23 protein-coding genes are annotated in these 22,337 nt (G+C 63.2%); 6 read left to right on the plus strand and 17 right to left on the minus strand.

The features are described 5' to 3' along the window. Positions 1–9: 9 nt before the first annotated feature. The 6 genes from B0O95_RS02170 to argB form a co-directional block, all read right to left on the minus strand. Positions 10–1,293: an AmpG family muropeptide MFS transporter gene (locus tag B0O95_RS02170; protein WP_104076430.1), complete on the minus strand. Its 1,284-nt coding sequence runs from the start codon at positions 1,291–1,293 to the stop codon at positions 10–12. Positions 1,294–1,319: 26 nt separating this feature from the next. Beyond that, on the minus strand, positions 1,320–1,928 hold the full coding sequence (gene metW, locus B0O95_RS02175) for a methionine biosynthesis protein MetW (protein ID WP_104076431.1): 609 nt from the start codon (positions 1,926–1,928) through the stop codon (positions 1,320–1,322). Then, positions 1,925–3,070: a homoserine O-succinyltransferase MetX gene (gene metX, locus B0O95_RS02180; RefSeq protein WP_104076596.1), complete on the minus strand. Its 1,146-nt coding sequence runs from the start codon at positions 3,068–3,070 to the stop codon at positions 1,925–1,927. Before metX ends, metW begins: the two co-directional genes overlap by 4 nt. A gap of 244 nt (positions 3,071–3,314) precedes the next feature. Continuing rightward, positions 3,315–3,548 (minus strand): hypothetical protein, encoded by a 234-nt coding sequence (locus B0O95_RS02185; protein WP_146063965.1) that lies wholly within the window; start codon positions 3,546–3,548, stop codon positions 3,315–3,317. A 62-nt stretch (positions 3,549–3,610) separates the two neighbouring features. Next, on the minus strand, positions 3,611–4,411 hold the full coding sequence (locus tag B0O95_RS02190) for a pyrimidine 5'-nucleotidase (RefSeq protein ID WP_233203035.1): 801 nt from the start codon (positions 4,409–4,411) through the stop codon (positions 3,611–3,613). A 2-nt stretch (positions 4,412–4,413) separates the two neighbouring features. Next, on the minus strand, positions 4,414–5,313 hold the full coding sequence (gene argB, locus B0O95_RS02195; protein ID WP_104076433.1) for an acetylglutamate kinase: 900 nt from the start codon (positions 5,311–5,313) through the stop codon (positions 4,414–4,416). Between the two features lie 333 nt (positions 5,314–5,646). Here argB and B0O95_RS02200 point away from each other — a divergent pair, with 333 nt between their 5' ends. Next, the gene (locus B0O95_RS02200; RefSeq protein ID WP_104076434.1) at positions 5,647–6,915 is read left to right on the plus strand and encodes an ATP-binding protein; all 1,269 of its coding nucleotides are present in this window, start codon (positions 5,647–5,649) and stop codon (positions 6,913–6,915) included. Further along, positions 6,912–7,454, plus strand: coding sequence for a response regulator transcription factor (locus B0O95_RS02205; protein WP_104076435.1), 543 nt, complete (start codon positions 6,912–6,914; stop codon positions 7,452–7,454). The genes B0O95_RS02200 and B0O95_RS02205 overlap by 4 nt, the downstream gene beginning before the upstream one ends. 27 nt (positions 7,455–7,481) lie before the next feature. Here B0O95_RS02205 and hslU read toward each other — a convergent pair whose 3' ends face one another. The 4 genes from hslU to B0O95_RS02225 all read right to left on the minus strand — a co-directional run bounded on the left by hslU (position 7,482) and on the right by B0O95_RS02225 (position 11,592). Next, positions 7,482–8,819 (minus strand): ATP-dependent protease ATPase subunit HslU, encoded by a 1,338-nt coding sequence (gene hslU / locus B0O95_RS02210; protein WP_104076436.1) that lies wholly within the window; start codon positions 8,817–8,819, stop codon positions 7,482–7,484. Between the two features lie 99 nt (positions 8,820–8,918). Then, entirely contained in the window at positions 8,919–9,455 is a 537-nt protein-coding gene (gene hslV / locus B0O95_RS02215; RefSeq protein WP_076796583.1) for an ATP-dependent protease subunit HslV, read from the minus strand. Between the two features lie 250 nt (positions 9,456–9,705). Then, positions 9,706–10,125: an RNA polymerase-binding protein DksA gene (gene dksA, locus B0O95_RS02220; protein WP_104076437.1), complete on the minus strand. Its 420-nt coding sequence runs from the start codon at positions 10,123–10,125 to the stop codon at positions 9,706–9,708. A 420-nt stretch (positions 10,126–10,545) separates the two neighbouring features. Beyond that, the gene (locus tag B0O95_RS02225; RefSeq protein WP_370641797.1) at positions 10,546–11,592 is read right to left on the minus strand and encodes a CobW family GTP-binding protein; all 1,047 of its coding nucleotides are present in this window, start codon (positions 11,590–11,592) and stop codon (positions 10,546–10,548) included. Between B0O95_RS02225 and B0O95_RS15760 the strand changes: the two genes are divergently transcribed. Continuing rightward, a complete protein-coding gene (locus tag B0O95_RS15760; protein ID WP_158249438.1) occupies positions 11,585–11,755 on the plus strand; it encodes a hypothetical protein in 171 nt (56 codons plus the stop codon). The two genes, B0O95_RS02225 and B0O95_RS15760, sit on opposite strands and share 8 nt — an antisense overlap. 37 nt (positions 11,756–11,792) lie before the next feature. Here B0O95_RS15760 and B0O95_RS02230 read toward each other — a convergent pair whose 3' ends face one another. From B0O95_RS02230 to B0O95_RS02250, 5 genes are all read right to left on the minus strand, one after another. Beyond that, positions 11,793–13,004, minus strand: a complete 1,212-nt coding sequence (locus B0O95_RS02230) for a class I SAM-dependent rRNA methyltransferase (protein WP_104076438.1) — start codon at positions 13,002–13,004, stop codon at positions 11,793–11,795. 63 nt (positions 13,005–13,067) lie between these two features. After that, positions 13,068–14,006, minus strand: a complete 939-nt coding sequence (gene xerC / locus B0O95_RS02235; RefSeq protein WP_104076439.1) for a tyrosine recombinase XerC — start codon at positions 14,004–14,006, stop codon at positions 13,068–13,070. A 30-nt stretch (positions 14,007–14,036) separates the two neighbouring features. After that, a complete protein-coding gene (locus B0O95_RS02240; protein WP_104076598.1) occupies positions 14,037–14,840 on the minus strand; it encodes a DUF484 family protein in 804 nt (267 codons plus the stop codon). Positions 14,841–14,979: 139 nt separating this feature from the next. After that, the gene (gene dapF / locus B0O95_RS02245) at positions 14,980–15,858 is read right to left on the minus strand and encodes a diaminopimelate epimerase (protein WP_104076440.1); all 879 of its coding nucleotides are present in this window, start codon (positions 15,856–15,858) and stop codon (positions 14,980–14,982) included. Positions 15,859–15,880: 22 nt separating this feature from the next. Next, positions 15,881–16,765 carry a lipid A biosynthesis lauroyl acyltransferase gene (locus B0O95_RS02250; protein ID WP_104076441.1) on the minus strand — a complete coding sequence of 295 codons (885 nt, stop codon included), beginning with the start codon at positions 16,763–16,765 and terminating at the stop codon, positions 15,881–15,883. Between the two features lie 252 nt (positions 16,766–17,017). On the opposite strand from B0O95_RS02250, the gene metK reads away from it, so the two are divergent. Next, positions 17,018–18,205 (plus strand): methionine adenosyltransferase, encoded by a 1,188-nt coding sequence (metK, locus tag B0O95_RS02255; RefSeq protein ID WP_104076599.1) that lies wholly within the window; start codon positions 17,018–17,020, stop codon positions 18,203–18,205. A gap of 129 nt (positions 18,206–18,334) precedes the next feature. Here metK and B0O95_RS02260 read toward each other — a convergent pair whose 3' ends face one another. Both B0O95_RS02260 and B0O95_RS02265 read right to left on the minus strand, forming a co-directional pair. Further along, the gene (locus B0O95_RS02260) at positions 18,335–19,102 is read right to left on the minus strand and encodes a BPSS1780 family membrane protein (protein WP_104076442.1); all 768 of its coding nucleotides are present in this window, start codon (positions 19,100–19,102) and stop codon (positions 18,335–18,337) included. A 150-nt stretch (positions 19,103–19,252) separates the two neighbouring features. After that, the gene (locus tag B0O95_RS02265) at positions 19,253–20,659 is read right to left on the minus strand and encodes an amino acid permease (RefSeq protein ID WP_104076443.1); all 1,407 of its coding nucleotides are present in this window, start codon (positions 20,657–20,659) and stop codon (positions 19,253–19,255) included. Between the two features lie 235 nt (positions 20,660–20,894). On the opposite strand from B0O95_RS02265, the gene B0O95_RS02270 reads away from it, so the two are divergent. Continuing rightward, positions 20,895–21,107, plus strand: a complete 213-nt coding sequence (locus B0O95_RS02270; protein ID WP_104076600.1) for a hypothetical protein — start codon at positions 20,895–20,897, stop codon at positions 21,105–21,107. A gap of 122 nt (positions 21,108–21,229) precedes the next feature. Next, positions 21,230–22,270 (plus strand): serine/threonine protein kinase, encoded by a 1,041-nt coding sequence (locus tag B0O95_RS02275; RefSeq protein WP_104076444.1) that lies wholly within the window; start codon positions 21,230–21,232, stop codon positions 22,268–22,270. Positions 22,271–22,337 lie beyond the last annotated feature (67 nt).

Raw genomic sequence — 22,337 nt, forward strand, 5'->3', positions numbered from 1 at the left:
GGCGCCGCATCAGCGTGCTCTCCATGGTGCAACCCGCGGCAGCAGCAGCATGCCCGGGATCGCCAGCACGGCGCACAGCAGAAAGAACTCAAACCAGCCGATCTGCGCGACGATATAGCCGGCGCCGGCATTGGCGAATGTGCGAGGCATCGACGCGAGACTGGTGAACAACGCAAACTGCGTTGCAGTATAGCGCGGGTCAGTAGTGCTGGCGACGTACGTGGTGAACGCGGCCGTACCCAGGCCTGTGGCGAACGCCTCGAGGCTGATGACCACGGCTAGTCCAGGCAGCGTATGGCCCGTGCGGGCGAGCGCCGCGAAGCCAAGCACCGCGACCATTTGCGCGACGCCGAAAATCCACAAACTGCGCGCCGTGCCGATGCGCATTAGCCATATGCCGCCGAGGATGCCGCCGGCAATACTTGCCCAGAAGCTGCTGGTCTTAGACACCAGTCCGATCTCAGTTTTTGTAAAGCCGATGTCCAGGTAGAACGACGTCGCCAGCGACGTCGCCATGTTGTCGCCGAGCTTGTATAGGAAAACGAACGCCAGCACGATCAGCGCCTGCTTGGCACCGTCGCGCGCGACGAATTCGCGAAACGGCATCACCACGGCTTCCTCCAGCGTGCGTGGCAGCGTACCTTGCACCTGCGGCTCGCGCACCACGAGCGCCGTCGCCACACCAGGCAGCATGAACGCCGCGGTGATCGCAAAGACCGTCGACCACGCGAAGTGGTCTGCGAGGATCAACGACAGCGAACCGGGCACGAGGGCGGCCAGCTTGTACGCGTTGACGTGGATCGCCGTGCCGAGGCCCTGCTCGGTGTCTTTCAGCAACTCGCGTCGGTACGCGTCGAGCACGATGTCCAGGCTTGCGCTGGCGAATGCAAGGGCGGCTGCGAGCACGGCCACCGTGCGGATTGAGTTGCTCGGCGACACGAAGCCCATGGCGGCAACCAGCGCCAGCACGCCGAGCTGAGTCAGCAACATCCAGCCGCGCCGGCGCCCAGGGCGCCAGCGGCCGAACCCGGGCACGAAGCGGTCCATTAACGGCGCCCACACGAATTTCCACGTATAGGGAAACTGCAGCAACGCAAACAGGCCAATGGTTTTGATATCGACGCCGCCGCTGCGCAGCCACGCCTGCACCAGAGTTAGCAGCGTAAACAGCGGCAGGCCCGACGTGAATCCAAGAAACACGCAGATCAACATGCGTGTATTGAAGTAGGCTCGCCAGCCCGAGTGGGGATCGTGTGCGGCCAGTGTGCGGGCTTCGTGAGGTGGAATGGACATGGATCTGCGGTCAACGAAAGGGGTGGTTAAATTTTCTTGACGCGATAGACCGCAAGACTACCACGCCAGTTCGTTCCCCACCGGATCGCGCGGCCGCCGTGCAGTACGGCCCGATCCAGGATCCGGATGCCGACCTCCGGAGCGAGTGCTTCGAAGTCGCGGATCGTCAGCACGCGCACGTTCGGCGTATTGTGCCACTGGTAGGGCAGCGACTTGGAAACCGGCATGCGGCCGTGGAGCACCGCGAGCCGATGCCGCCAGTAGCCGAAATTCGGAAACGACACGATACATTCCTTGCCGACGCGCACGGTCTCGCGCAGGATCGCCGCGGTCTGGTGGAGGGTCTGCAGCGTCTGAGACAGGATCACGAAATCGAAGCTCTGGTCCTCAAACAGCCGTAGGCCGTCCTCCAGATTTTGCTGGATCACGTTCACGCCCTTTTGTGCGCAGCCGAGCACGCCCGCATCGTTGATCTCGATCCCGTAGCCGTGCACGTCCAATTCCTCGGCGAGGATGGCCAGCAGCGAGCCATCCGCGCAGCCGGCATCGAGTACGCTTGCGCGCGGCTCGACCCAGCGCGCGATCATGCGGAAATCGGCGCGGGTGGACAGGGTATCGAAGGCTTGCTGGTTCATGCGCCGATCTCCGTGGCGATGCGTTCGTAGTAGGCACGCACCAGGTTGTGATAGCGCGCGTCGTCGAGCAAGAATGCGTCGTGGCCGTGCGGCGCGTCGATTTCGCCATAGGTCACGTTGCGCTTGTGGTCGAGCAGCGCCTTGACGATTTCGCGCGAGCGCGCCGGCGCAAAACGCCAGTCTGTTGAAAAGCTGACCACGAGGTAGTTGGCCTGTGTCTGCGCGAGCGCCGCGGTCAGGTTGCCATCGTACGCCTTGGCGGGGTCGAAGTAGTCCAATGCGCGCGTGATTAGCAGGTAGGTATTGGCGTCGAAATAGTCGGCGAACTTGTCGCCCTGGTACCGCAGGTACGACTCAACTTCGAATTCGACGTCGAAATTGAAATTGTAGGCATCCACCGCTCCGTCTGCGCGGCGCAGCGCGCGGCCGAACTTCGCGGCCATATCGTCGTCGGACAGGTACGTGATGTGCCCGATCATGCGCGCGACCCTGAGGCCGCGGCGCGGCTTGACGCCGTGCGCATAGTAGTCACCGCCATGGAAATCCGGATCGGACAGGATCGCCGAGCGGGCAACCTCGTTGAACGCGATATTTTGCGCCGACAGCTTGGGCGTCGAGGCGATGACCACGCAATGTGCGACGCGCTGCGGATACAGGATGCTCCAGGCGAGCGCCTGCATGCCACCGAGCGAGCCGCCCATCACCGCGGCAAAACGCTCGATGCCAAAGTGATCGGCGACGCGCGCCTGCGCATTGACCCAATCCTCTACGGTGACCACCGGAAAGCGCGCGCCATAGGGCAGGCCGGTGGCCGGATCGATGCTCATCGGACCGGTGGAGCCGAAGCACGAGCCGAGATTGTTCACGCCGATCACGAAGAAGCGGTCCGTGTCGAGTGGCTTGCCCGGGCCCACCATGTTGTCCCACCAGCCGAAGTGCTTTGGCTCATGTTCATACACCCCGGCCACGTGATGTGACGCGTTCAGCGCGTGACAGACGAGCACCGCGTTGGAGCGCGCGGCGTTGAGCGTGCCATAGGTTTCAATCGTCAGATCATAGCCGGCGAGTGACAGACCGCTTTGCAGGTGCAGCGGTGCGGCGAAGTGGAGCGTTTGTGGAGCGACGATGCCGATCGAACTCATACCCTTGCCTGTGTTGTTGTCCGCTTGCGCGGGCGTGCGGACAGCGAGTCGGCGAAGGGTCAAGGGCGCTGCGTGTACGGGCGCGCGCATGGACCGCTGACGACCGCTTTAGCCGGATTTGTACTGAACCGCTTGGGTTCGCGCGCCCGCAATCGAGTCAGCAAATCGGCGCGCAGAGGAAAGACTGTGACTGACAAGTATAAACGAAATCGTTCCGCTGACGTAGGCGACGCAGGCATGGCCGCTATTGCAGCAACAGCCGCAGCTGTGCATCGGCGTGCTCAGAGGGATTTTTGTAAAAGCCGCTGCGCGCATCGTGGTGCCAGCGTTTCAGCACGTAGCTGATGATAAGGTTCGCGCGCAACGCCGGATCGTAGCCGCACGGCAATGTATCGGCATGCTCGACGCACGTCAGCTCGCACGTCAGCTTTAAGCTCTGGCGCAGCAAGGTTTGCAGGCGCTCGGTGAGTTGGCTCATGCGTGCGGTCAGCCGCGCGGGCGGCCCGGCGCCGTCCGTGGGCGATGGCGCGGCGCTGTCGGTCAGTGCACACGGCGATTCAGGCGCCGTGTCGGGGCGTCTGGACGGCTGCCACATGGTGCCCTCCGCGATGCGTTTAGAGGCTTGAGTCGTAACGATTTTATCGAACGTACGCGGCAGTCGATATAGTGCGCACGTCCAGTGCCCGCCAGCGCTGGCGGGCCGCCCGAAGCCCTGGGCACGGGTGGTAAGTGCCCAACCATCCATACGGTGCGCAGTCCCAGGCGCTTGTAGCGTTTCAAGTGCGAGCGGGTGTCCTCGACCAGCGTTGCGTCGCGCGCCCGCACTCGCGCGCGGCGCAACGTGCGGCGCAGCATGCCGGCATCGGGTTTGGCGTGCCAGCGGTCACGGTACCGCATCTGCTCGATAGCGATCACCTGCTCGAACAGCTCAGTGATGCCCAGCGCGTCGAGCACGGCCTGCGCGTAGCGGCGCGGGCCGTTGGTCAGCAGGATCCGGCGCCCGGGCAGCGCGCGCAACAGCCGGGCGAGTCCGCGCTCGGCGCGCAGCATCGAATGCAGATCGTGGAATCGGTGGACCTGCGCGAGGAAATCGTCGGGATCGAGTGGATGGTGCCGCGCGAGTCCCACCAATGTCGCACCGTAGCGCCGCGTGTAGTGCACGCGTAGCCGGTCCGCTTCGTCCCGGCTGACCTGCAGCGCACGCTCGATGTAGTCGGTCATCGCCCGATTGATTTGCGGGAACACCGCATGCGACGCGTGGTGCAGCGTATTGTCCAGGTCGAACAACCAGACCGGGCCGCGCGGGTGGGCAACGCGCCGCCGGCGCGCGCGCGTGGCCATGGTCAGTGTGACCGGATCATCGTGCCAAACGGCTGCTCGGTCAGGATCTCGAGCAGCACCGAGTGCTCGATGCGTCCATCGATGATGTGCACGGAGCGCACACCGCTCCTGGCCGCGTCCAGGGCCGACGAGATCTTCGGCAGCATGCCACCGGAGATCGTGCCATCGGCGAACAGTGCATCGATCTCGCGCGCCGACAGATCCGTGAGCAGTGTGCCGCTCTTGTCCATCACGCCCGGGATGTTCGTCATCATCACCAGCTTTTCCGCGTTCAGCACGACCGCCAGCTTGCCCGCGACCAGGTCCGCGTTGATGTTGTACGCAAGTCCGTCCTCGCCGAAGCCGATCGGCGAAATGACTGGGATGAACGCATCGTCTTGCAGCGCCCGCACGACCGCGGGATTGATCGAGTCAACCTCGCCGACCTGGCCAATGTCGAGAAATTCACCCGGTTTTTCCCGGTCTGGCATCAGCAGCTTGCGTGCATGGATTAGTCCGCCGTCCTTGCCCGTTAAGCCGACCGCGTGGCCACCAACATGGTTGATCAGCGTGACGATGTCCTGTTGCACCTCGCCGCCGAGCACCCACTCGACGACCTCCATCGTTTCCTCGTCCGTCACGCGCATGCCTTGTACGAACGTGCCCCGCTTGCCGATTTTCTTCAGCGCTTGGTCGATCTGCGGGCCGCCACCATGGACGATGACCGGATTGATGCCCACCAGCTTCAGCAATACGACGTCGCGTGCGAAGCCTTGCTTCAGGCGCTCCTGCGTCATCGCGTTGCCACCGTACTTGATCACGACCGTCTTGCCGTGGTACTGGCGGATGTAAGGCAGTGCTTCCGCGAGGATTTCGGCCTTCAGCGCGGGTGAGATGGCAGGCAGATCGTTGGTGTCGGACATGGTGCGAGCGGACTGAGCAGGCAAACAACCGCGAATTGTACAGGACTGAGGTGTCGGCACGATGCCGCCCGCCGGGCTTTTTTGACGTGTCTTGCCACTCTGGCGCGCTGCCGATAAAAGGCGTGCAGACATTAGAAACCCCATCATCGACCGTGCCGATATTGCGGTGCTGCGACGCGGCCGGCACGAAGTGTCGCCCGCCTGCCGTGGCGCGTACGCAACGCTGCTGCAGTGCCCGACTGCAGCGCGGGCGCTTGCGTCATAGTGTCGCGAGCGTGATCGAGCTTGAGTTGACTGCGGGGTCGTGCCACGTCAAACCGGTAAACTTGTCGCATGACACTGTATGCAAATCCCGGCCGGGTCAATCTCGGCCATATGTTCTGGCTCCGTTGCCTGGCCATCATTGGCCAACTGGTGACTATCGCCGTCGTGCAGATCGCCTATGGCGTGCATTTGCCGCTCACCGCGATGCTCATCGTCATCGCGTTGGAAGTGATCTTTAACATTCTGACGTGGATCCGCGTAGCCCAAGCCAGGCCGGAAACGCACATTGAGCTGATGGGGCAGCTGTGGGTCGACCTCGGTGCGCTGTCCGCGCTGCTGTTCCTATCCGGTGGCACTACCAACCCGTTCGTGTCGCTGTACTTGCCTTCGCTGGCGATTGCGGCGGCGGTATTGCCGTGGCGTCTGGCCGCATGGCTCGCGGCGTTTGCGGTCGCCTGCTATTGGTTGCTCGGCTTCGACTCGGTGCCGTTGAACATGGACAATCCGGCCAACCTGTTCGATTACTACCGGGCCGGCATGTGGGTAAACTTCATGGTCAGCGTCGGACTGATCTCGTGGTTTGTCTCGCGCATGTCGTCCGCGTTGCGCAAGGGGGATGCGGCATTGGGCGAGGCGCAAGAGCGGCTGTTGCGCGACGAGCGGGTGGTGGCGTTGGGCGCGCAGGCTGCCAGCGTCGCGCACGAGATCGGCACGCCACTGTCGACCATCGCGATGGTGGCCGAGGAGTTGCGCGACCTGTCCCAGACCGACCAGGCGCTTGCGCCCTACCAGGCCGATTTCGACCTGCTCGAGCAACAGCTGGCGTTGTGCCGCTCAGCGCTCGCCCGGCTGCGCACGCGGGCAGCGCTGCCCACCGGCCAGCAACCGGTGGGCAGTTGGCTCGACGCATTCATCGAGCAGTGGCGGCTGCGTCACCCGCATGTGAATTTCTCGCGGATCGGCACGGCGCCCGCCGACGTGTTGGTCGCCGATACCGTGGCGGTCGGGCAGATCTTGACCATCTTGCTGGACAATGCGGCCCGGGCCAGCCGCGAATCGGTGACGTTGGAGGCGGCGCGCGACGGCGACATGCTGGTCTTCGACATTCGCGACCGCGGTCCTGGTATTGCGCCTGAAAGGCGTGCCAAACTCGGGCAGGCACCGGTCGAAAGCACGCAAGGGGGCCACGGCGTTGGCTTGTATCTCGCGTTTACGACGGCGGCGCGGCTGGGCGGCTCAATCGAACTGACTGAGTTGCCGCAGCCGGCCACTACGGGCACCCGTGCGCTACTGCGCCTGCCCGCGATCCAAGCGCATTCAAATGGAGAAGTACAGTGAGCGAAATGAACTTTTTGGTGATCGACGACGACGAGGTATTTGCTGGCATCCTCGCGCGCGGCCTGACCCGGCGCGGCTATACCGTTCACCAGGCGCACGACCGCGACAGCGCGCTGAAGCTCGCCGATGCGCTGCCGTTCGGCCAGATCACGGTCGATCTGAACTTGGGCAATGATTCGGGGCTGTATTTGATCGCGCCACTGCGCAAGCTGCAGCCCGAGGCGCGGATCCTCGTGCTGACCGGCTATGCGAGCATTGCGACGGCGGTGCAGGCCGTCAAGGATGGTGCGGACAATTATCTGGCCAAGCCGGCCAACGTGGAGACGATCCTGGCGGCGTTGCGCGTGGACGCAAGCGAGTCACAGGCCGAGGAGGCGCTCGAGAATCCGATACCGCTGTCGGTGGCGCGGCTCGAATGGGAACACATCCAGCGCGTGCTGTCCGACAACGGCGGCAATATTTCGGCGACCGCGCGTGCGCTGAACATGCACCGCCGCACGCTGCAACGCAAGCTGGCGAAACGGCCAGTGAAGCAATGAGCGGTGCACGCACGGCGGCGAGCCGCGTTACAGCACGTAGCGTGACAGGTCTTCGTTTTGCGACACGTCGTTCAGCGCGCTGTCCACGTATGCGGCGTCAATCTTGACCGATTGGCCCGAATGGTTGCCGGCCGAGAACGAAATTTCTTCGAGCAGCTTTTCGATCACCGTGTACAGCCGCCGCGCGCCGATGTTTTCAGTCTTTTCATTAACCGAAAAGGCGATTTCTGCCAGGCGCTTGATGCCGTCGTCGGCAAACTCCAGGTGTACGTCCTCGGTCGCGAGCAGTGCCTGGTATTGCTTGACCAGGCTCGCGTCGGTGCGTACCAGGATCGACTCGAAGTCACCGACCGACAGCGAATCGAGTTCGACGCGGATTGGAAACCGTCCTTGCAGTTCGGGAATCAGATCGCTCGGTTTGGCCAGGTGAAACGCCCCGCTGGCAATGAACAGGATGTGGTCGGTCTTCACCATGCCGTACTTGGTGTTAATCGTCGTGCCTTCCACGAGCGGCAGTAGGTCGCGCTGCACGCCCTGGCGTGACACCTCGCCGCCGCCGGCTTCCTGACGCGACGCAATCTTGTCGATCTCGTCGAGGAAGACGATGCCGTTCTGTTCGGCGTTCTGTACCGCGCGGGTCTTGATATCTTCTTCGTTGACCATTTTGGCGGCTTCCTCATCGGTCAACAGCTTCAAGGCTTCCTTGATCTTGACCTTGCGGTGCTGCTTCTTGCCGCCGCCGAGATTGGCGAACATCGAACGGATCTGCTCCGTCATTTCCTCCATGCCGGGCGGGCCCATGATGTCCATGCTGGCCTGTGGCGCCACGATGTCGAGCTCGATTTCCTTGTCGTCGAGCTGGCCTTCGCGCAGCCGCTTGCGCAATGTCTGGCGCGTCGCGCTCTCGCGCTCGCTCTCCTCGCTGGTCGGGCTGAAGCCGACGGGACGTGCCTGTGGTAACAGGATGTCCAGGATGCGGTCCTCCGCCAGGTCCTGTGCCTTCGTGCGGACCTTGTGCATTTCCGATTCGCGTGTTTGCTTGACCGAGATATCGATTAGGTCGCGCACGATGCTATCGACATCGCGTCCGACGTAGCCGACTTCTGTGAACTTCGTGGCCTCGATTTTGATGAACGGCGCGTCGGCGAGCTTAGCCAAGCGTCGCGCGATTTCGGTCTTGCCCACGCCAGTCGGTCCGATCATCAGAATGTTCTTCGGGGTGATTTCCTGGCGCAACGGCTCTGGCACCTGCAGACGGCGCCAGCGGTTGCGCAGCGCGACCGCGACGGCACGCTTGGCGCGGCCCTGGCCGATGATGTGCTTGTCCAGTTCGGAGACGATTTCAGCGGGAGTCATGGTAGTCATGTTTGACATCCTTCAGGTGGCGCCGGGCCTGAATCGGCCTGCAAGCCTCGATGCGCGGGCACAATGGGCCGCGCAAGGTCGCCCGACACCCGGCTTCATTTATTCGATGGTTTCGATGACGCGGTTGTGATTCGTGTAGATACACATGTCGCCGGCAATCGCGAGCGCCTTTTCGACAATGTCGCGCGCGCTCAACTCAGTGTTCTGCGCGAGCGCGCGGGCCGCAGCCTGCGCGTATGCGCCGCCCGAGCCGATGGCGCAAATGCCGCCTTCCGGATCCAGCACGTCGCCGTTGCCGGTAATCACCAGCGTCGTTTCCGCGTCCGCGGCGATCAGCATCGCTTCCAGGCGGCGCAGCATGCGGTCGGTGCGCCAGTCCTTGGCCAGTTCGACGGCGGCGCGGGTCAGGTTGCCCTGGTGCTTTTCCAGCTTGCCTTCGAAGCGGTCCAGCAGCGAGAATGCGTCTGCGGTGCCGCCGGCGAAACCCACCAGCACCTTGCCACCGTAGATGCGCCGCACTTTCTTGGCGCCGCCCTTCATGACGATGTTGCCCAGCGTTACCTGACCGTCGCCGCCTAATGCAACGCTGTTGCCTCGCCGTACCGAGACGATGGTTGTGCCGTGATATTGCTCCATGTGGAATTCCTTTAAAGCGGGGTCGCGCGCCAGCGGCGCGGGACAGGGCTGAAGTCGCGCGTTCCCGTCTATTTTAGGGCGGCTGGCGCAATATCAAGGCGTGCGTACGCGGGGCGGTGCCGATATGACGCAACGCACGTGCACAATGCTCGTGCAAGAAGCGCGCCATAAATAAAAAAGGCACGCCTATCGCGTGCCTTCCGACAGGAGCCGGCCGGACCATACCGCGCGCCATGTGGCGCACCACGCTTTAGTCGCCGAACAACTTCTGGCGCAGTTCGCGGCGCTCCTGCGCCTCGAGCGATAGCGTCGCGGTCGGCCGCGCGAGCAGGCGCGGAATGCCGATCGGTTCACCCGTTTCCTCGCACCAGCCATATTCACCGGTTTCGATCCGCGCGAGCGATTGCTGCACCTTCTTCAGCAGCTTGCGTTCGCGGTCGCGTGTGCGAAGCTCAAGCGCGTGCTCTTCTTCGATCGTCGCGCGATCGGCCGGATCGGGCACGATCACGGTTTCCCGGAGATTTTCCGTCGTCTGCCCCGCATTGCGCAGGATTTCCGTCTGCAACTGTTCGAGCCTGTGCTTGAAGAAAGCGAGCTGATCCTCGTTCATGTAATCCTTGTCGCTCATCTTCAGGATTTCGGCTTCGGTCAAAAGTCGTGTCGTCGTCATCTGGCTTGCTGTCTTCATTGTGAGGCGATGCATCGAGCATTACCCGCACTTACCATTGCCCGCAATTGCGGCGGCCGAGTGCCTTGCGGCGGCCACGTCGGATTCGTCGTGGCAGGTGCGGCGGCCGTTGCGGGGCCGAACTCCTTCTGGCGCCGCGTCGTTATCATTCTCCAGTGGGCACGTATTGTAACTGAACCACAATCGGTGCCAATAGCGGCGGAAAACCCTGTCCGAAACGGTATTTCCCGGTCCGACAGAGGACTTCCGGCGTCGTTGCGAATGTCTCAATATACGCCAAAGGAAATGAACTCTCGACCAAGCCGCCCCTTATTTACCAATGCGAGATACCGCCGCCACACCGAGGTAGAGAGGTCGGCGCGCTCTCTCGTGCGCTGTGCCGTGACCTGGCGCACGACGTCGTCACGCCAAGCACGCGTCCAGGCCGTCGGTAATCAGGTCCCGGGGCAGGTCCACGCCAATGAACACCATCTTACTGGTCTTCTTCTCAGCCGGTAGCCAGCGCGCGGCCAAGTCGCTGCCCATCATCTGGTGCACGCCCTGGAATACCACCTTGCGGTCTATTCCCTTCATGAACAGCACGCCTTTGTAGCGTAATAAGCGCTCACCGTAGATTTGTAGGATCCCGCCGAGAAAATCCTCCAATTTTTGGGGATCGAACGCCCGGTCGCTACGGTACACGAACGATTTAATCTTGTCATCGTGATGCGTATGGTGGTGACCGTGCGCGCAATGTCCATGATCATGGTCACAATGCTCGTGCTCGTGGTGGTGCGCGTGATCGTGTCCGTCTTCGGCGAGGAAGTCCGGATCAATTTCAAGCTTCGCGTTCAGGTTGAACCCGCGCAGGTCAAAAATCTCCTTGATATCGGCGTTGCCGAAATTGACCACTTGAATCGGCGCCTTCGGGTTCATCTGCAGCAGTCGATGGCGTAGATCGGCGAGCGTCGCCTTGTCCACCAGATCGGCCTTCGTGATGAACAAGCGGTCGGCAAAGCCCACTTGCCGTTGCACGACCTCGTGTTCGTCAAGCTGCTGGTTGGCGTGCTTCGCGTCGATCAGCGTGATCACCGCGTCGAGCAGGAATTCGTCAGCGATCGACTCATCGATGAAGAACGTCTGCGCGACCGGTCCCGGATTGGCCAAGCCCGTGGTCTCGATCACTACCCGGTCGAACTTGAGCTTACCTTCGCGCTTTTGCTCGGATAAGTCCGACAACGCACGGGATAGGTCGCCGCGGATCGTGCAGCAGATGCAGCCGTTGCTCATTTGCACGATTTGTTCCGCCGACTCCTGCACGAGGATGTCATTGTCGATGTTCTCTTCGCCGAATTCGTTTTCGATCACGGCGATTTTCATGCCATGCGGCTCGTTTAGGATACGCTTGAGCAGCGTGGTCTTACCGCTGCCGAGAAAGCCGGTCAGGATGGTGACGGGAATCATGTTCATCGCCTGCCTTTACTTACGTGAAGTTCCGTGGAAGTTGCGAGACGGTCCGCGCGAGCGCAGCGCGAAATGTTCTATTGAAGCACAAATGCGGCGGCAGGGCTGTGACCATTATCCGGGCGCCGACGATGCGGTGCGTCAACGGGTGCATCAAAAGGTGCATTGACGGGCGCGGCATCCGGCCCGCCCGACGTGGGGGCGCACTAGGGTTTTTGCAACCACAGTCCCTTCAAGTATTCACCTTCCGGGAAGCTGGTCAGCATCGGATGATCGACGCCGGCCGATAGTCGGCGCAGAATCCGTGCATCGACGCCGGCGTCGGCCGCGGCGCTCGCGACGATCTTCTGAAACAGGCCCATATCGATCGCGCCCGAGCACGAGTAGGTCGCGAGTAGCCCGCCCGGGCGCAGCAGCTTGAAGCCGCTAAGGTTGATATCCTTGTATGCACGCGCTGCCCGATCGACGTGCTCGCGCGACGGGGCGAATTTTGGCGGATCGAGCACGATCAGGTCGAAGCGCTCGCCCGCATCGTACAACTGCCGCAGTGTCTTGAATGCGTCGGCGTCGTGCCACTGGGCCCGCGCCGGATCGAAGTCGTTGGCGGCCAAGTTCGCGCGCGCGACCTGCAGCGCTTCGCCAGATGAATCGATCGACACGACCTGCGCGGCGCCGCCCCGCAGCGCGGCCAGCGAAAAGCCACCGGTATAGCAGAAGCAATTCAGTACGTCGCGCCCAGCCGCGTGTTGTTGCACAAGCAACCGATTGTCCCGCTGGTCGATGTAGAAGCCGGTCTTGTGGCCGTGCTGCACGTCGACCCGATACCGTACGCCATTTTCCTCGATCATCAGGGCCTGCGGCGGTGCTTGGCCGGCGAGTACGCCCGTGGTCTGCTCAAGTCCCTCTTTCGCGCGGATCGACACGTCCGAGCGTTCGTAGACATTGGCGCAGCCGGTCGCGCCGAGCAGGGCCTGCACGATCGCCGGCTTCCATGCGTCGACGCCGGCCGCCATGAACTGACAGACTAGTTGTTCGTGCGGCGTGCCGCCATCGCCAGTCCACCCGCTGTAATGATCGACGATCAGTCCGGGTAGGCCGTCGGCCTCGCCGAATATGAGCCGCACCGCGCCGGTACCGGACACGAACGCGCGGCGATACGCGAGCGCGTTCTGGATGCGCCGCTTGAAGAACGCATGGTCGATCGGCTCGGATTCGTCGAAGCTCCACATCCGCAGGCGAATCGCCGAGTGCGGGCTGTAGGCGGCACGCGCGAGAAACTGCCCGTCGGCTGCGCGTACCACGACCGTCGCGCCGGATGCGGGTCGGCCGTCGATGCGCTCGATCGCGTTCGCATAGATCCACGGGTGGCGGCGCAGCAGCAGTTTTTCCTTGCCTGGTTTCAGCGTGACAGTGTTCATTGCAATGGTCAGTATAGGGACGGTCGCGTCCGCGCAGCACGGTGATTTGCCGATGCCGGACGGCTATTGCTGTCCCGGATCGCGCTTTTTCGCGCGCGGATGGGCCTGGTCGTAGATGCGCGCAAGATGCTGGAAGTCCAGCGAGGTATAGACCTGCGTGGCAGCGACGCTCGCGTGGCCGAGCAATTCCTGGACCGCGCGCAAGTCGCCGCTCGATTGTAGTAGATGCGTCGCGAACGAATGCCGAAGCACGTGCGGATGCACGTGGGATGGAACGCCCGCGGCGAGCGCGGCCCGCCTGACCCGCTCGCGCACGACGCCGGCGGACAAGCGCATGCCGCGCGCCGACAAGAACAGCGGATGCGGATCGTGCTTGAGCAGTTGATCACGCACGGCAAGCCAGCGATGCAACGCGTCAAGCGCCTTGTTGCCGATCGGCACCGTGCGCCGCTTGCCCCCTTTGCCGAGCACGGTGACGTCGGCCGTGTCCAGGTCGATCCAGCCCGCCGAGCGATATTGCGCGGTGTTGACAAAGGCGATGTCCAAGCCGATCAATTCGGCCAAGCGCAGCCCGCATGAGTAAAACAGCTCCAGCATTGCCCGGTCGCGCAACGCGTCAGGTGTCTCGATGCACGAGCCTTCCATCAGCGTGACAGCGTCGTCGACCGACAGCGCCTTGGGCAGCATTTTTGCCCGCTTCGGCGCGCGCACGCCAGCGACCGGATTCATGGTCAGAGGTTGATGTAGCGCGAGCCAGCGATAGAAGCTGCGCCACACTGACAGACGATGCGCGATCGAGCGGGGCGAGAGCCCACCCGAATGCGCGCGCGATACCGCGCCTCGCACGTCGACGGGCGTCAGTTGCGCCAGCTCGCGGGTGCCGGCTAACTGGCGCAGCATGTCCAACTCGTGCGCGTAGCCGCGTAGCGTGTGCGCCGAGAGTCGGCGCTCGTGGGCGAGGCTGTCTAGGTAGCGCGCGATCGGGTCGGTGGAGGGTGGCATCGGGCAGGCTGCGGTGACAAACATGTCGCGCTAGTGCGCGTGCAGCCGGCTCAGCGCGGCGCTGGCGAGTGCGCCGATCTGCGATAGGAAGTCGGTGGCCATGCCGTCGTGGAAGCGGCGCGGGTCTGGCGAGCCAAGCACCAGCAAGCCGAATACGTTTTCCGCATCGGCCCGCTGCGCATCGCGCAGCGGGACTAGCGCGATCGATGCGGTCTGCTGCGACACTCTAGTGTCGTTCCCTGCCGCGCTGCCCGGGTGCGCATCCGCACACGGCGCGTTCGCGTCACCGCTCGCCCTGTCCGGCGCCGTGACGGCAAGCGACAGACCTGTTCCCGCGCCCCCTTGCGGGGCGGGGGCGGCGCTGAGCCACTGCGCGGCTTCGAATCCGGCGTTCGCGCCGCAGTAAGGCGCGACGAGACTGCTGGCAAAAATGCGGACTTCCTCGCCGACGCTGCGGGCAAACTGCGCTTGCGCATAGGCGCTCGCGACATCCCAGACGCGCAGCGCCGCCTGCGGCACGTCGAAGATCTCGCGCAAGCCCGAGGTGATTGTGGCGGGTAGCGCATGCGGATCGCGTTCGGCGATCACGCGCAGTGTCCAGCGCTGGAACTTCGCGGCCAGGCTGTCGTTCTCGTGACCATGGCGCAGCAGTTCCGCCAGCCTGCGCTCGAGTTGCTTGTACTTGTCGCGCAGCAGGTCCATTTGTCGCTCCTGCAACGACACCGCCGCTTTGCCGTGCGGATTGGACAGCCGGACTGTGGCAAGTAGCTCGGCGTGACGGTCGAAGAACTGCGGGTTGGCCAGTAGGTAATCGGCGACTTCGCGATCATTCATGATTGTTTTCAGCTTCAGCTCAAAAGGGCGGCGCGCGTCGGGCAGGCGGGCCGGGAGGGGCGGCACCGCGGATACCACACAGTAAAGGTTGCGCCGCATCGGGGTCAATCGGCCGGACGGCCTAGGGCGGTGATCGCGCTCACGCGGGCAACTCGTCGGGCACGTCGAGTTCGCCTTCGAACACAGTGGTTGCCGGACCGGCCATCATGACCGGGGCGTCGCTGTCGCGCTGGCCGTTCCACGAGATGGTCAGCGTGCCACCGCGCGCACGCACGCGCACCGGCGAATCCAGTACCCCCCGGCGGATGCCGGCCACGACCGCCGCGCAAGCGCCGGAGCCGCACGCGAGCGTCTCGCCCGCGCCGCGCTCATAGACACGCAGTTTGATTTCATGCCGCGAGACGATTTGCATGAATCCCGCGTTCACGCGGTTTGGGAAGCGCGCGTGCGACTCGATGATCGGCCCGTCCCTGAGCACCGGCGCGACGTCGGCGTCATCGACAATCTGCACCGCGTGGGGATTGCCCATCGAGACCACCGAGATCCATTGCGTCGAGCCATGCACGTCCAGCGGCCACAGTAGGTCGTCACCATCGCGCACTGGTGTCAGTCCCGACGCGTCGAACGGCACTTGTGGCGTGGCCAGTGTTGGTGCACCCATGTCAACGAGCACTTCACCGTTGTCCTGCACGCTCAATGTGATCACGCCGTGCTGCACCTGCACGCGAATCGTGCGCGCCTGGCTCAGGCCGGTGTCGCGCACGAACTTCACAAAGCAGCGCGCGCCATTGCCGCAGTGCTCGACTTCTTTGCCGTCACAGTTGAAGATCCGGTACTTGAAATCGACGCCATCGAGCGTGGGCCGCTCGACCAGCAGCAACTGGTCCGCGCCGACGCCGAAGTGGCGGTCGGCGAGGTAGCGCACCAACGCGAGCGTGGGCGAGATCACGTTGCGCACGCCGTCAAGGACCACGAAGTCATTGCCGGCGCCATGCATCTTGGTGAATTTGAGCTTCATGGCACCGTATTGTAGTCGAGCGTCAGTAAAAGCCCGCTTCGCCCAGTGGGCGCGTTTTGAAGCGCTTGTGTATCCAGTAGTATTGCTCTGGGAGGCGTGGAATTTCCTGCTCTAGCCACGCATTCATGCGGCGCGCATCCGCCATGTCGTCGCCACTCGGATAGTCCTGCCAGGGCGCGAAGATCTTGAGTCGATAACCCTTGTAATTGGGCAGCACCTCACAGATGAACGGCGCCAACTGGGCGTGTCCTGCCTTCGCGAGCCGGCCCACCGCGGTCAGCGTGCATGCCGGCACGCCGAAGAACGGCACGAAGGCTGAGTTGCGCATGCCGTAGTCCATATCCGCGCCGAGCATCACCGGCTTGCGCTCGCGCAGCCAGCGCAACACGATACGCGCACTGTCGGCGCGACTAGCCATGTCCGCGCCGAAGCGCGCGCGCGCGGCGACCGCGACCTTATCCAGCAGCGGGTTTGACATGGGCTGGTACAGCGCGCCGCATTGCCGGCGCAACTGGTAATTCAGAAAAATCGAGCCGGCCTCAATGCCGACGAAATGCGCGCCGAGGAACAGCGTCGGCGGCAAGTTCGGGTCGCGCAGGTCGATCGCGCTGTCGAGCTGGATCAGCTTCTCCAACTTGCGCGCCGAGCCGAACCACTGCACGCTGCGCTCGACGTAGCTGCGGATTGCGTGGCGGAAGTGCTGCTCGGCGACCTGCTCGCGCCGCGCCGCGCTCCACTGTGGGAAGCAGAGCCTCAGGTTGGTGTGGACCACGCGACGGCGACTGTTCGGAATTCGGTACAGCAACCAGCCCATCGCATCGCCGAAGCGGGCGATCCAGCCATAGGGCAACAGCGCGAACAGCTTTAGCAGCAGGATGGCAAGGTGGGTTCCGGCGCGGCCTAGCATCGTGGATCTCGCGATGTCCTCAGCGGCTGGCGGGGTGAAGCAAACGGCAATTCGGCCTCTACTCTATGAAATATGACAGAAGTCGATATAATACGAGCATCGCCGAGTTAATGGGACAACTTGCGGGGCGATATCGGGCGCGGCATCCAGCGAAGCGGCGCCCGGACAATGGAATCCGCTAAAGCGTCGCCGCTTCGATCCGAAGCCGGCAACGTGAAAACGCGACCGACTTCACTCACTGGAGCTAACGAAGTGGCGAACAACTATCTCTTTACTTCCGAATCCGTATCTGAAGGCCATCCGGACAAGGTGGCTGACCAAATCTCCGACGCGATTCTCGATGCAATCCTGACGCAGGACCGGCATTCGCGCGTGGCTGCCGAGACGTTATGCAACACTGGCCTGGTGGTGCTGGCCGGCGAAATCACGACGCATGCAAACGTCGACTATATTCAGATCGCGCGCGACACGATTCGGCGCATCGGCTACGACAATACCGATTTTGGCATCGACTACCGCGGCTGTGCGGTGCTGGTCGCTTACGACAAGCAGTCGCCGGATATCGCGCAGGGCGTGGACAATGCGCACGACGACAACCTGGATCAGGGCGCGGGTGACCAGGGCCTGATGTTCGGCTATGCGTGCGACGAAACGCCCGAGTTGATGCCGTTGCCGATCTATTTGTCGCACCGGCTCGTCGAGCGGCAAGCCGATCTGCGGCGCGACGGTCGTCTTCCGTGGCTGCGTCCGGACGCGAAGTCGCAAGTGACGGTACGCTATGTTGACGGGCGTCCGGATTCGATCGACACGGTCGTGCTTTCCACGCAGCATGCGCCAGATATCGATCTGTCCACGTTGCGCGAGGCGGTGATCGAGGAAGTCATCAAGCCGGTGCTGCCGAACGAGCTGATCAAGGACAACTTGAAGTTCCTCGTCAATCCGACGGGGCGGTTCGTGATTGGCGGCCCTCAAGGCGATTGTGGACTCACCGGCCGCAAGATTATCGTCGATACGTACGGCGGGGCCGCGCCGCACGGCGGCGGCGCGTTCTCGGGCAAGGATCCGTCCAAAGTGGACCGTTCCGCCGCGTATGCCGGCCGCTACGTCGCGAAGAATATTGTCGCCGCGGGTCTTGCGTCGCGCTGCCTGATCCAGGTCTCGTACGCGATCGGGGTCGCGCGCCCGACGTCGGTGATGGTCAACACCTTTGGGACTGGCCGGGTGCCGGATTTGGTAATTACCGAGCTTGTCCAGCAGCACTTTGACCTGCGCCCGAAGGGCATCATTCAGATGTTGGACCTGCTGCGGCCGATTTACGAAAAGACCGCCGCATATGGCCACTTTGGTCGCGAAGAGCCCGAATTCTCGTGGGAAGCGACCGACAAGGCGATTGCGCTGGCCGACGCGGCTGGCATCGAGCCGATTGCCGCCGTTGCCTGACGGCACAGGCATGGCCCGCTGACGTGTCGGAGCCGCCGGCACGCCACAAAAAAACACACCCCGGCTAGGCCGGGGTTTTTTGTGGGCCGGGCTGGCTCATCTCCGCTTGACGCGAGGTGCAGGCAGCGCTCAGCGCGTGACAAACACGTCCCGATAGCCGACGTAGACCGACAAGAATAACAAAGGTATCACGATCAGCCAGCCGAGCAGGAACGGGATCGCACCGATCACCAGCATCACGAGCAGCAACAGCGCATACACAATGCCAGCCAGCCAGTTTCGCATCACGCCCTTGAAACTCGCCCGCATCGCGCGAATGGGCGCTACGTCATGCAGTATCACCAGCGCGGGTGAGAACCATGCAGCGGCTACAGCCACCGTGGCGATCGCGATATAAATTAGCAGCCCGACGAGGCTCGATGCACTCAATTCGGGTGGGTTGCCCGGCTGGTGCGAGACCAGTTGGGCAAATGTGCCGAAGCCGATGATTGACGCGAGCACCACGATACCAATCATCATGATCGCGAACGTGAGCACGCCGACCCACGCCAGCGGGCCCAGCTTGCGCGTGAACCCGGCGAACAGGCTGCCGATGCGCACGTCGCCGTCGGCGCGGAACTGCTCGCACGTGAACATCAACCCGCCCAGCAGTATCGGCGTGACCAACATCGACAGCAGGTTGAACACCGGCACGGATGACAGCGCGCACTCGATCACCATGTACAACAGGCCCAGACCGATCCACTGCAGCGGGCGGCGCTTGAACAGCGTCCATGCGTCTGCGATCCAACGCAAGCCTTCCGCCACAGTGACCGTGCGTGCGTCCAGATTCAATGTTTCGACGGATGGCGCCGAGCCGCCTGGGGCGAGCGGATGGTTCAGCGTGTCGTCGTTCATGGGGCCCTCCTCGCGAAATCCTGTAGGGTATCCGCCGTAGGCGGCCAGCGCGCCGCCGTATTGCCGAATGCGGTCGGCACAATAACCGGACGCCCGGCTTGCGCACACGAAACAGCGTGTATGCAGGCACAATCCGGTCCGCCGCGAGCGCTATCCGTGCTCGGGATTCAATGCGAGCTTCGCATACCGGCGTGAATAACCGAAGTACACGGTCAGTCCCAGTGCCAGCCATGCCACGAATGCGACCCACGTCATTGCTTGCAAATGGGCCATCAGGAACACACAGGATGCGACCGCGAGCATCGGCACGAGCGGCACGCCTGGGCACCGGAATGCGCGCGGCAGCGTCGGGTGCGTGCGGCGTAGGATCAGCACGGCGACAGAGACCATCGAAAACGCGGCGAGCGTGCCAATATTGATCAACTCTGCCAAGACGTCCAGTGGCACCAGCGCGCCGATCAACGCGAAAAAGATGCCGACCAGCCAGGTGGTGATCAGCGGCGTCTGGAAGCGCGGATGGATGCGCGAGAGCGCGGCAGGTAGCAAGCCGTCCCGGGACATCGCAAAGATGATGCGTGTCTGACCGTACATCATCACCAGAATCACCGTCAGCATGCCGAGCACCGCACCCAGATCGACGAAGCCGGCGACCCAGTCCGCGCCGATCGTCTGAAGCACGTAGGACACCGGATGCGACACGTTCGCGAACTCACCGTACGGCACGATGCCGGTGACCACGGCGGCGACCGTCACATAGAGCGCCGCGCAAACGGCGAGCGACGCAATGATGCCGATCGGCAAGTCGCGTTTCGGGTTCTTGACCTCTTCCGCCGCGGATGACACCGAGTCGAACCCGATGAAGGCGAAAAACATTACCGCGGCGGCCCCGAATACGCCAGACCAGCCCATCGGCATGAATGGGTGCCAGTTCGTGGGCCGGACATGGAACGCGCCGACCGCGATCACCAGCAGCACGACGGCTACCTTGATCGCGACCATCACATTGTTGATCCGGGTGGATTCACGCACGCCGATTGATAACAAGAATGTGACGGCCATCATCACGAGGAACGCTGGCAGGTTGAACCACGTTGTGTGGCCGGGCACGGTGCCTGGCGCCGCAGTCAATACTTGCGGCAGCGTGATGCCGAAGCCGGACAGTAACGATTGCAGGTAGCCGGACCACCCAACCGACACCGCCGACGTCGCGAGCCCGTATTCGAGCATCAGATCCCAGCCGATGATCCAAGCGGCAAGCTCGCCGAGCGTTGCATACGAATAACTATAGATCGAGCCGGCAACCGGGATCGTCGAGGAGAATTCGGCGTAGGCGAGCGCCGCAAAGCAGCACGCGATCGCCGCAATGACGAAAGACAGCGTCAGGGCGGGGCCGGCGATCAACGCGCCGGTCCCTGTCAGCACGAAAATGCCGGTACCGATGATCGCTCCGATGCCCAGAAGCGTGAGATCCAGGGGGCCCAGTGCCCTGCGCAAGCTGTCGTCGGCATTGCGGCGGGCCAGCATATGACCAATATTTTTCTTTCGAAACAATGACATAAGGCAGTACTCGGCAGCCGGGGAGCGGCGCAGCCGACTTCGGTGAAACCGGCTATTCTAGCTGACTAGTGCAATCGGTCAGGCCGAGGTTGCGCTAATGGGTCGCACATTGCGTGGCGACGAGGCAGCCGGCCGCGTTGACGGGCGGCACCGGTGCGTCAAATTCGGCACAATGGCACCAGGCACCAGCAGGACCGGGGACGAGGGCCGGGCGAATATCAAAATGGGGGAAATCATGAAGGTGGGTTCGATCGTACGTTCTAGCCATATCGCGGTGCCGCGCGACGCGCGCGGCATCGTATTGCGCATTCTGGGCGACATGGCGATGGTGGCGTGGTTCGAGGGCGAGCCGGGGCAATCCAAGCAGCTCAACACCGAGCCGTTCTTCTTGACGGATTTGATCGAGACTGGCGAGGTGGCACGCTCGGCGGGCGCACCGCTGCACTGATGTAGCCCTGCTGTGGCGTTGGCGAGGGCCTGCTGCAGACACTGCCACGAACAGGACTGCGTCTCGTCCCCGTCCGCGTGTGGTGATGCCCGGGCCGTGCGCCGCTCAGGCACAATGACGGGATGGAACCCAATGATCGCAGCCTCAACAATCCGCCGCGCGCCGATGCCGGCGCCCTGGCTCCCTACGCGGGCCTAACGCCTGAGCGCGTGCTCGACGCGCTCGATGCCGTGCTGGCGCACGGCGGCCGCCGCACCGACGGACGGTTGCTTGCACTGAACAGTTACGAAAACCGCGTCTATCAGGTCGGCATCGAAGACGCCGCGCCGCTGGTGGCGAAGTTCTACCGGCCCGGGCGTTGGAGCGATGAGGCGATCCTGGAGGAGCACGCGTTCGTCGCGCAACTGGTCGAGCACGAAATCCCGGTCGTGCCGGCGATCACGCTCGATGGCCATACGCTGCATGAGATCGACGGTTTCCGCTTCGCCTTGTTCGAGCGGCGTGGCGGCCGGGCACCAGAGTTGGATGACAGCGCCACACTGCAGTGGCTGGGGCGCTTCATCGGCCGCATCCACGCGATCGGCCGGCAGCGCGACTACGTCGCCCGCGGGCCGCTGGACATCGACACGTTTGGCCATGAGCCGCGTGCGTACCTGCTCTCCAGCGGCTTCGTGCCGATCGAGCTGCGGCAGGCCTACGAGACGATCAGCCAGCTGGCGCTGGAAGCGGTGCATGCCTCGTTCGAACGCGCCGGCGATGTGCAAGCGTTGCGCGTGCACGGCGACTGCCATCAAGGCAACGTGCTGTGGACCGATGCCGGCCCGCATTTCGTCGACTTCGACGACAGCCGGATGGCACCGGCGATCCAGGACCTGTGGCTGCTGCTGCCGGGCGAGCGCGCGCAGGCGAGCCATGCGCTGGGTCACGTGCTGGCGGGCTACGAGGACTTTTGCGAGTTCGATTCACGCGAGCTTCACTTGATCGAAGCGTTCCGCACGTTGCGCTTGATCCACTATGCGGCATGGCTTGCGCGTCGGTGGGACGATCCGGCGTTTCCTGCCGCATTTCCGTGGTTTAACACACACCGGTACTGGGAGGATCGTATCCTGGAGCTGCGCGAGCAGGTCGGTGCGTTGCAGGAGCCGCCGCTGTGGCCTGTGTGAAGTGGGCTGCCGATAGCGAGTATCCGCCATCCACCAGTTGAAAAAAGACGCGATACATGTAATGATA

The organism is Mycetohabitans endofungorum (assembly GCF_002927045.1).
Classification (GTDB): domain Bacteria; phylum Pseudomonadota; class Gammaproteobacteria; order Burkholderiales; family Burkholderiaceae; genus Mycetohabitans; species Mycetohabitans endofungorum.

Excerpts from the sequence above, each read along its gene's own strand:
- B0O95_RS02240 (WP_104076598.1), bottom strand. The coding sequence starts at position 14,840 with ATGAATGATCGCGAAGTCGCCGATTACCTACTGGCCAACCCGCAGTTC.
- B0O95_RS02270 (WP_104076600.1), top strand. The coding sequence starts at position 20,895 with ATGAAGGTGGGTTCGATCGTACGTTCTAGCCATATCGCGGTGCCGCGC.
- xerC (WP_104076439.1), bottom strand. The coding sequence starts at position 14,006 with ATGCCACCCTCCACCGACCCGATCGCGCGCTACCTAGACAGCCTCGCC.
- B0O95_RS02265 (WP_104076443.1), bottom strand. The coding sequence starts at position 20,659 with ATGTCATTGTTTCGAAAGAAAAATATTGGTCATATGCTGGCCCGCCGC.
- hslU (WP_104076436.1), bottom strand. The coding sequence starts at position 8,819 with ATGACTACCATGACTCCCGCTGAAATCGTCTCCGAACTGGACAAGCAC.
- B0O95_RS02260 (WP_104076442.1), bottom strand. The coding sequence starts at position 19,102 with ATGAACGACGACACGCTGAACCATCCGCTCGCCCCAGGCGGCTCGGCG.
- B0O95_RS02230 (WP_104076438.1), bottom strand. The coding sequence starts at position 13,004 with ATGAACACTGTCACGCTGAAACCAGGCAAGGAAAAACTGCTGCTGCGC.
- metX (WP_104076596.1), bottom strand. The coding sequence starts at position 3,070 with ATGAGTTCGATCGGCATCGTCGCTCCACAAACGCTCCACTTCGCCGCA.
- B0O95_RS02275 (WP_104076444.1), top strand. The coding sequence starts at position 21,230 with ATGGAACCCAATGATCGCAGCCTCAACAATCCGCCGCGCGCCGATGCC.
- dapF (WP_104076440.1), bottom strand. The coding sequence starts at position 15,858 with ATGAAGCTCAAATTCACCAAGATGCATGGCGCCGGCAATGACTTCGTG.
- argB (WP_104076433.1), bottom strand. The coding sequence starts at position 5,313 with ATGTCCGACACCAACGATCTGCCTGCCATCTCACCCGCGCTGAAGGCC.
- dksA (WP_104076437.1), bottom strand. The coding sequence starts at position 10,125 with ATGACGACGACACGACTTTTGACCGAAGCCGAAATCCTGAAGATGAGC.
- B0O95_RS02250 (WP_104076441.1), bottom strand. The coding sequence starts at position 16,765 with ATGCTAGGCCGCGCCGGAACCCACCTTGCCATCCTGCTGCTAAAGCTG.
- metW (WP_104076431.1), bottom strand. The coding sequence starts at position 1,928 with ATGAACCAGCAAGCCTTCGATACCCTGTCCACCCGCGCCGATTTCCGC.
- B0O95_RS02200 (WP_104076434.1), top strand. The coding sequence starts at position 5,647 with ATGACACTGTATGCAAATCCCGGCCGGGTCAATCTCGGCCATATGTTC.
- B0O95_RS02170 (WP_104076430.1), bottom strand. The coding sequence starts at position 1,293 with ATGTCCATTCCACCTCACGAAGCCCGCACACTGGCCGCACACGATCCC.
- B0O95_RS02225 (WP_370641797.1), bottom strand. The coding sequence starts at position 11,592 with ATGAACATGATTCCCGTCACCATCCTGACCGGCTTTCTCGGCAGCGGT.
- B0O95_RS02185 (WP_146063965.1), bottom strand. The coding sequence starts at position 3,548 with ATGAGCCAACTCACCGAGCGCCTGCAAACCTTGCTGCGCCAGAGCTTA.
- B0O95_RS02190 (WP_233203035.1), bottom strand. The coding sequence starts at position 4,411 with ATGGCCACGCGCGCGCGCCGGCGGCGCGTTGCCCACCCGCGCGGCCCG.
- hslV (WP_076796583.1), bottom strand. The coding sequence starts at position 9,455 with ATGGAGCAATATCACGGCACAACCATCGTCTCGGTACGGCGAGGCAAC.
- B0O95_RS15760 (WP_158249438.1), top strand. The coding sequence starts at position 11,585 with ATGTTCATCGCCTGCCTTTACTTACGTGAAGTTCCGTGGAAGTTGCGA.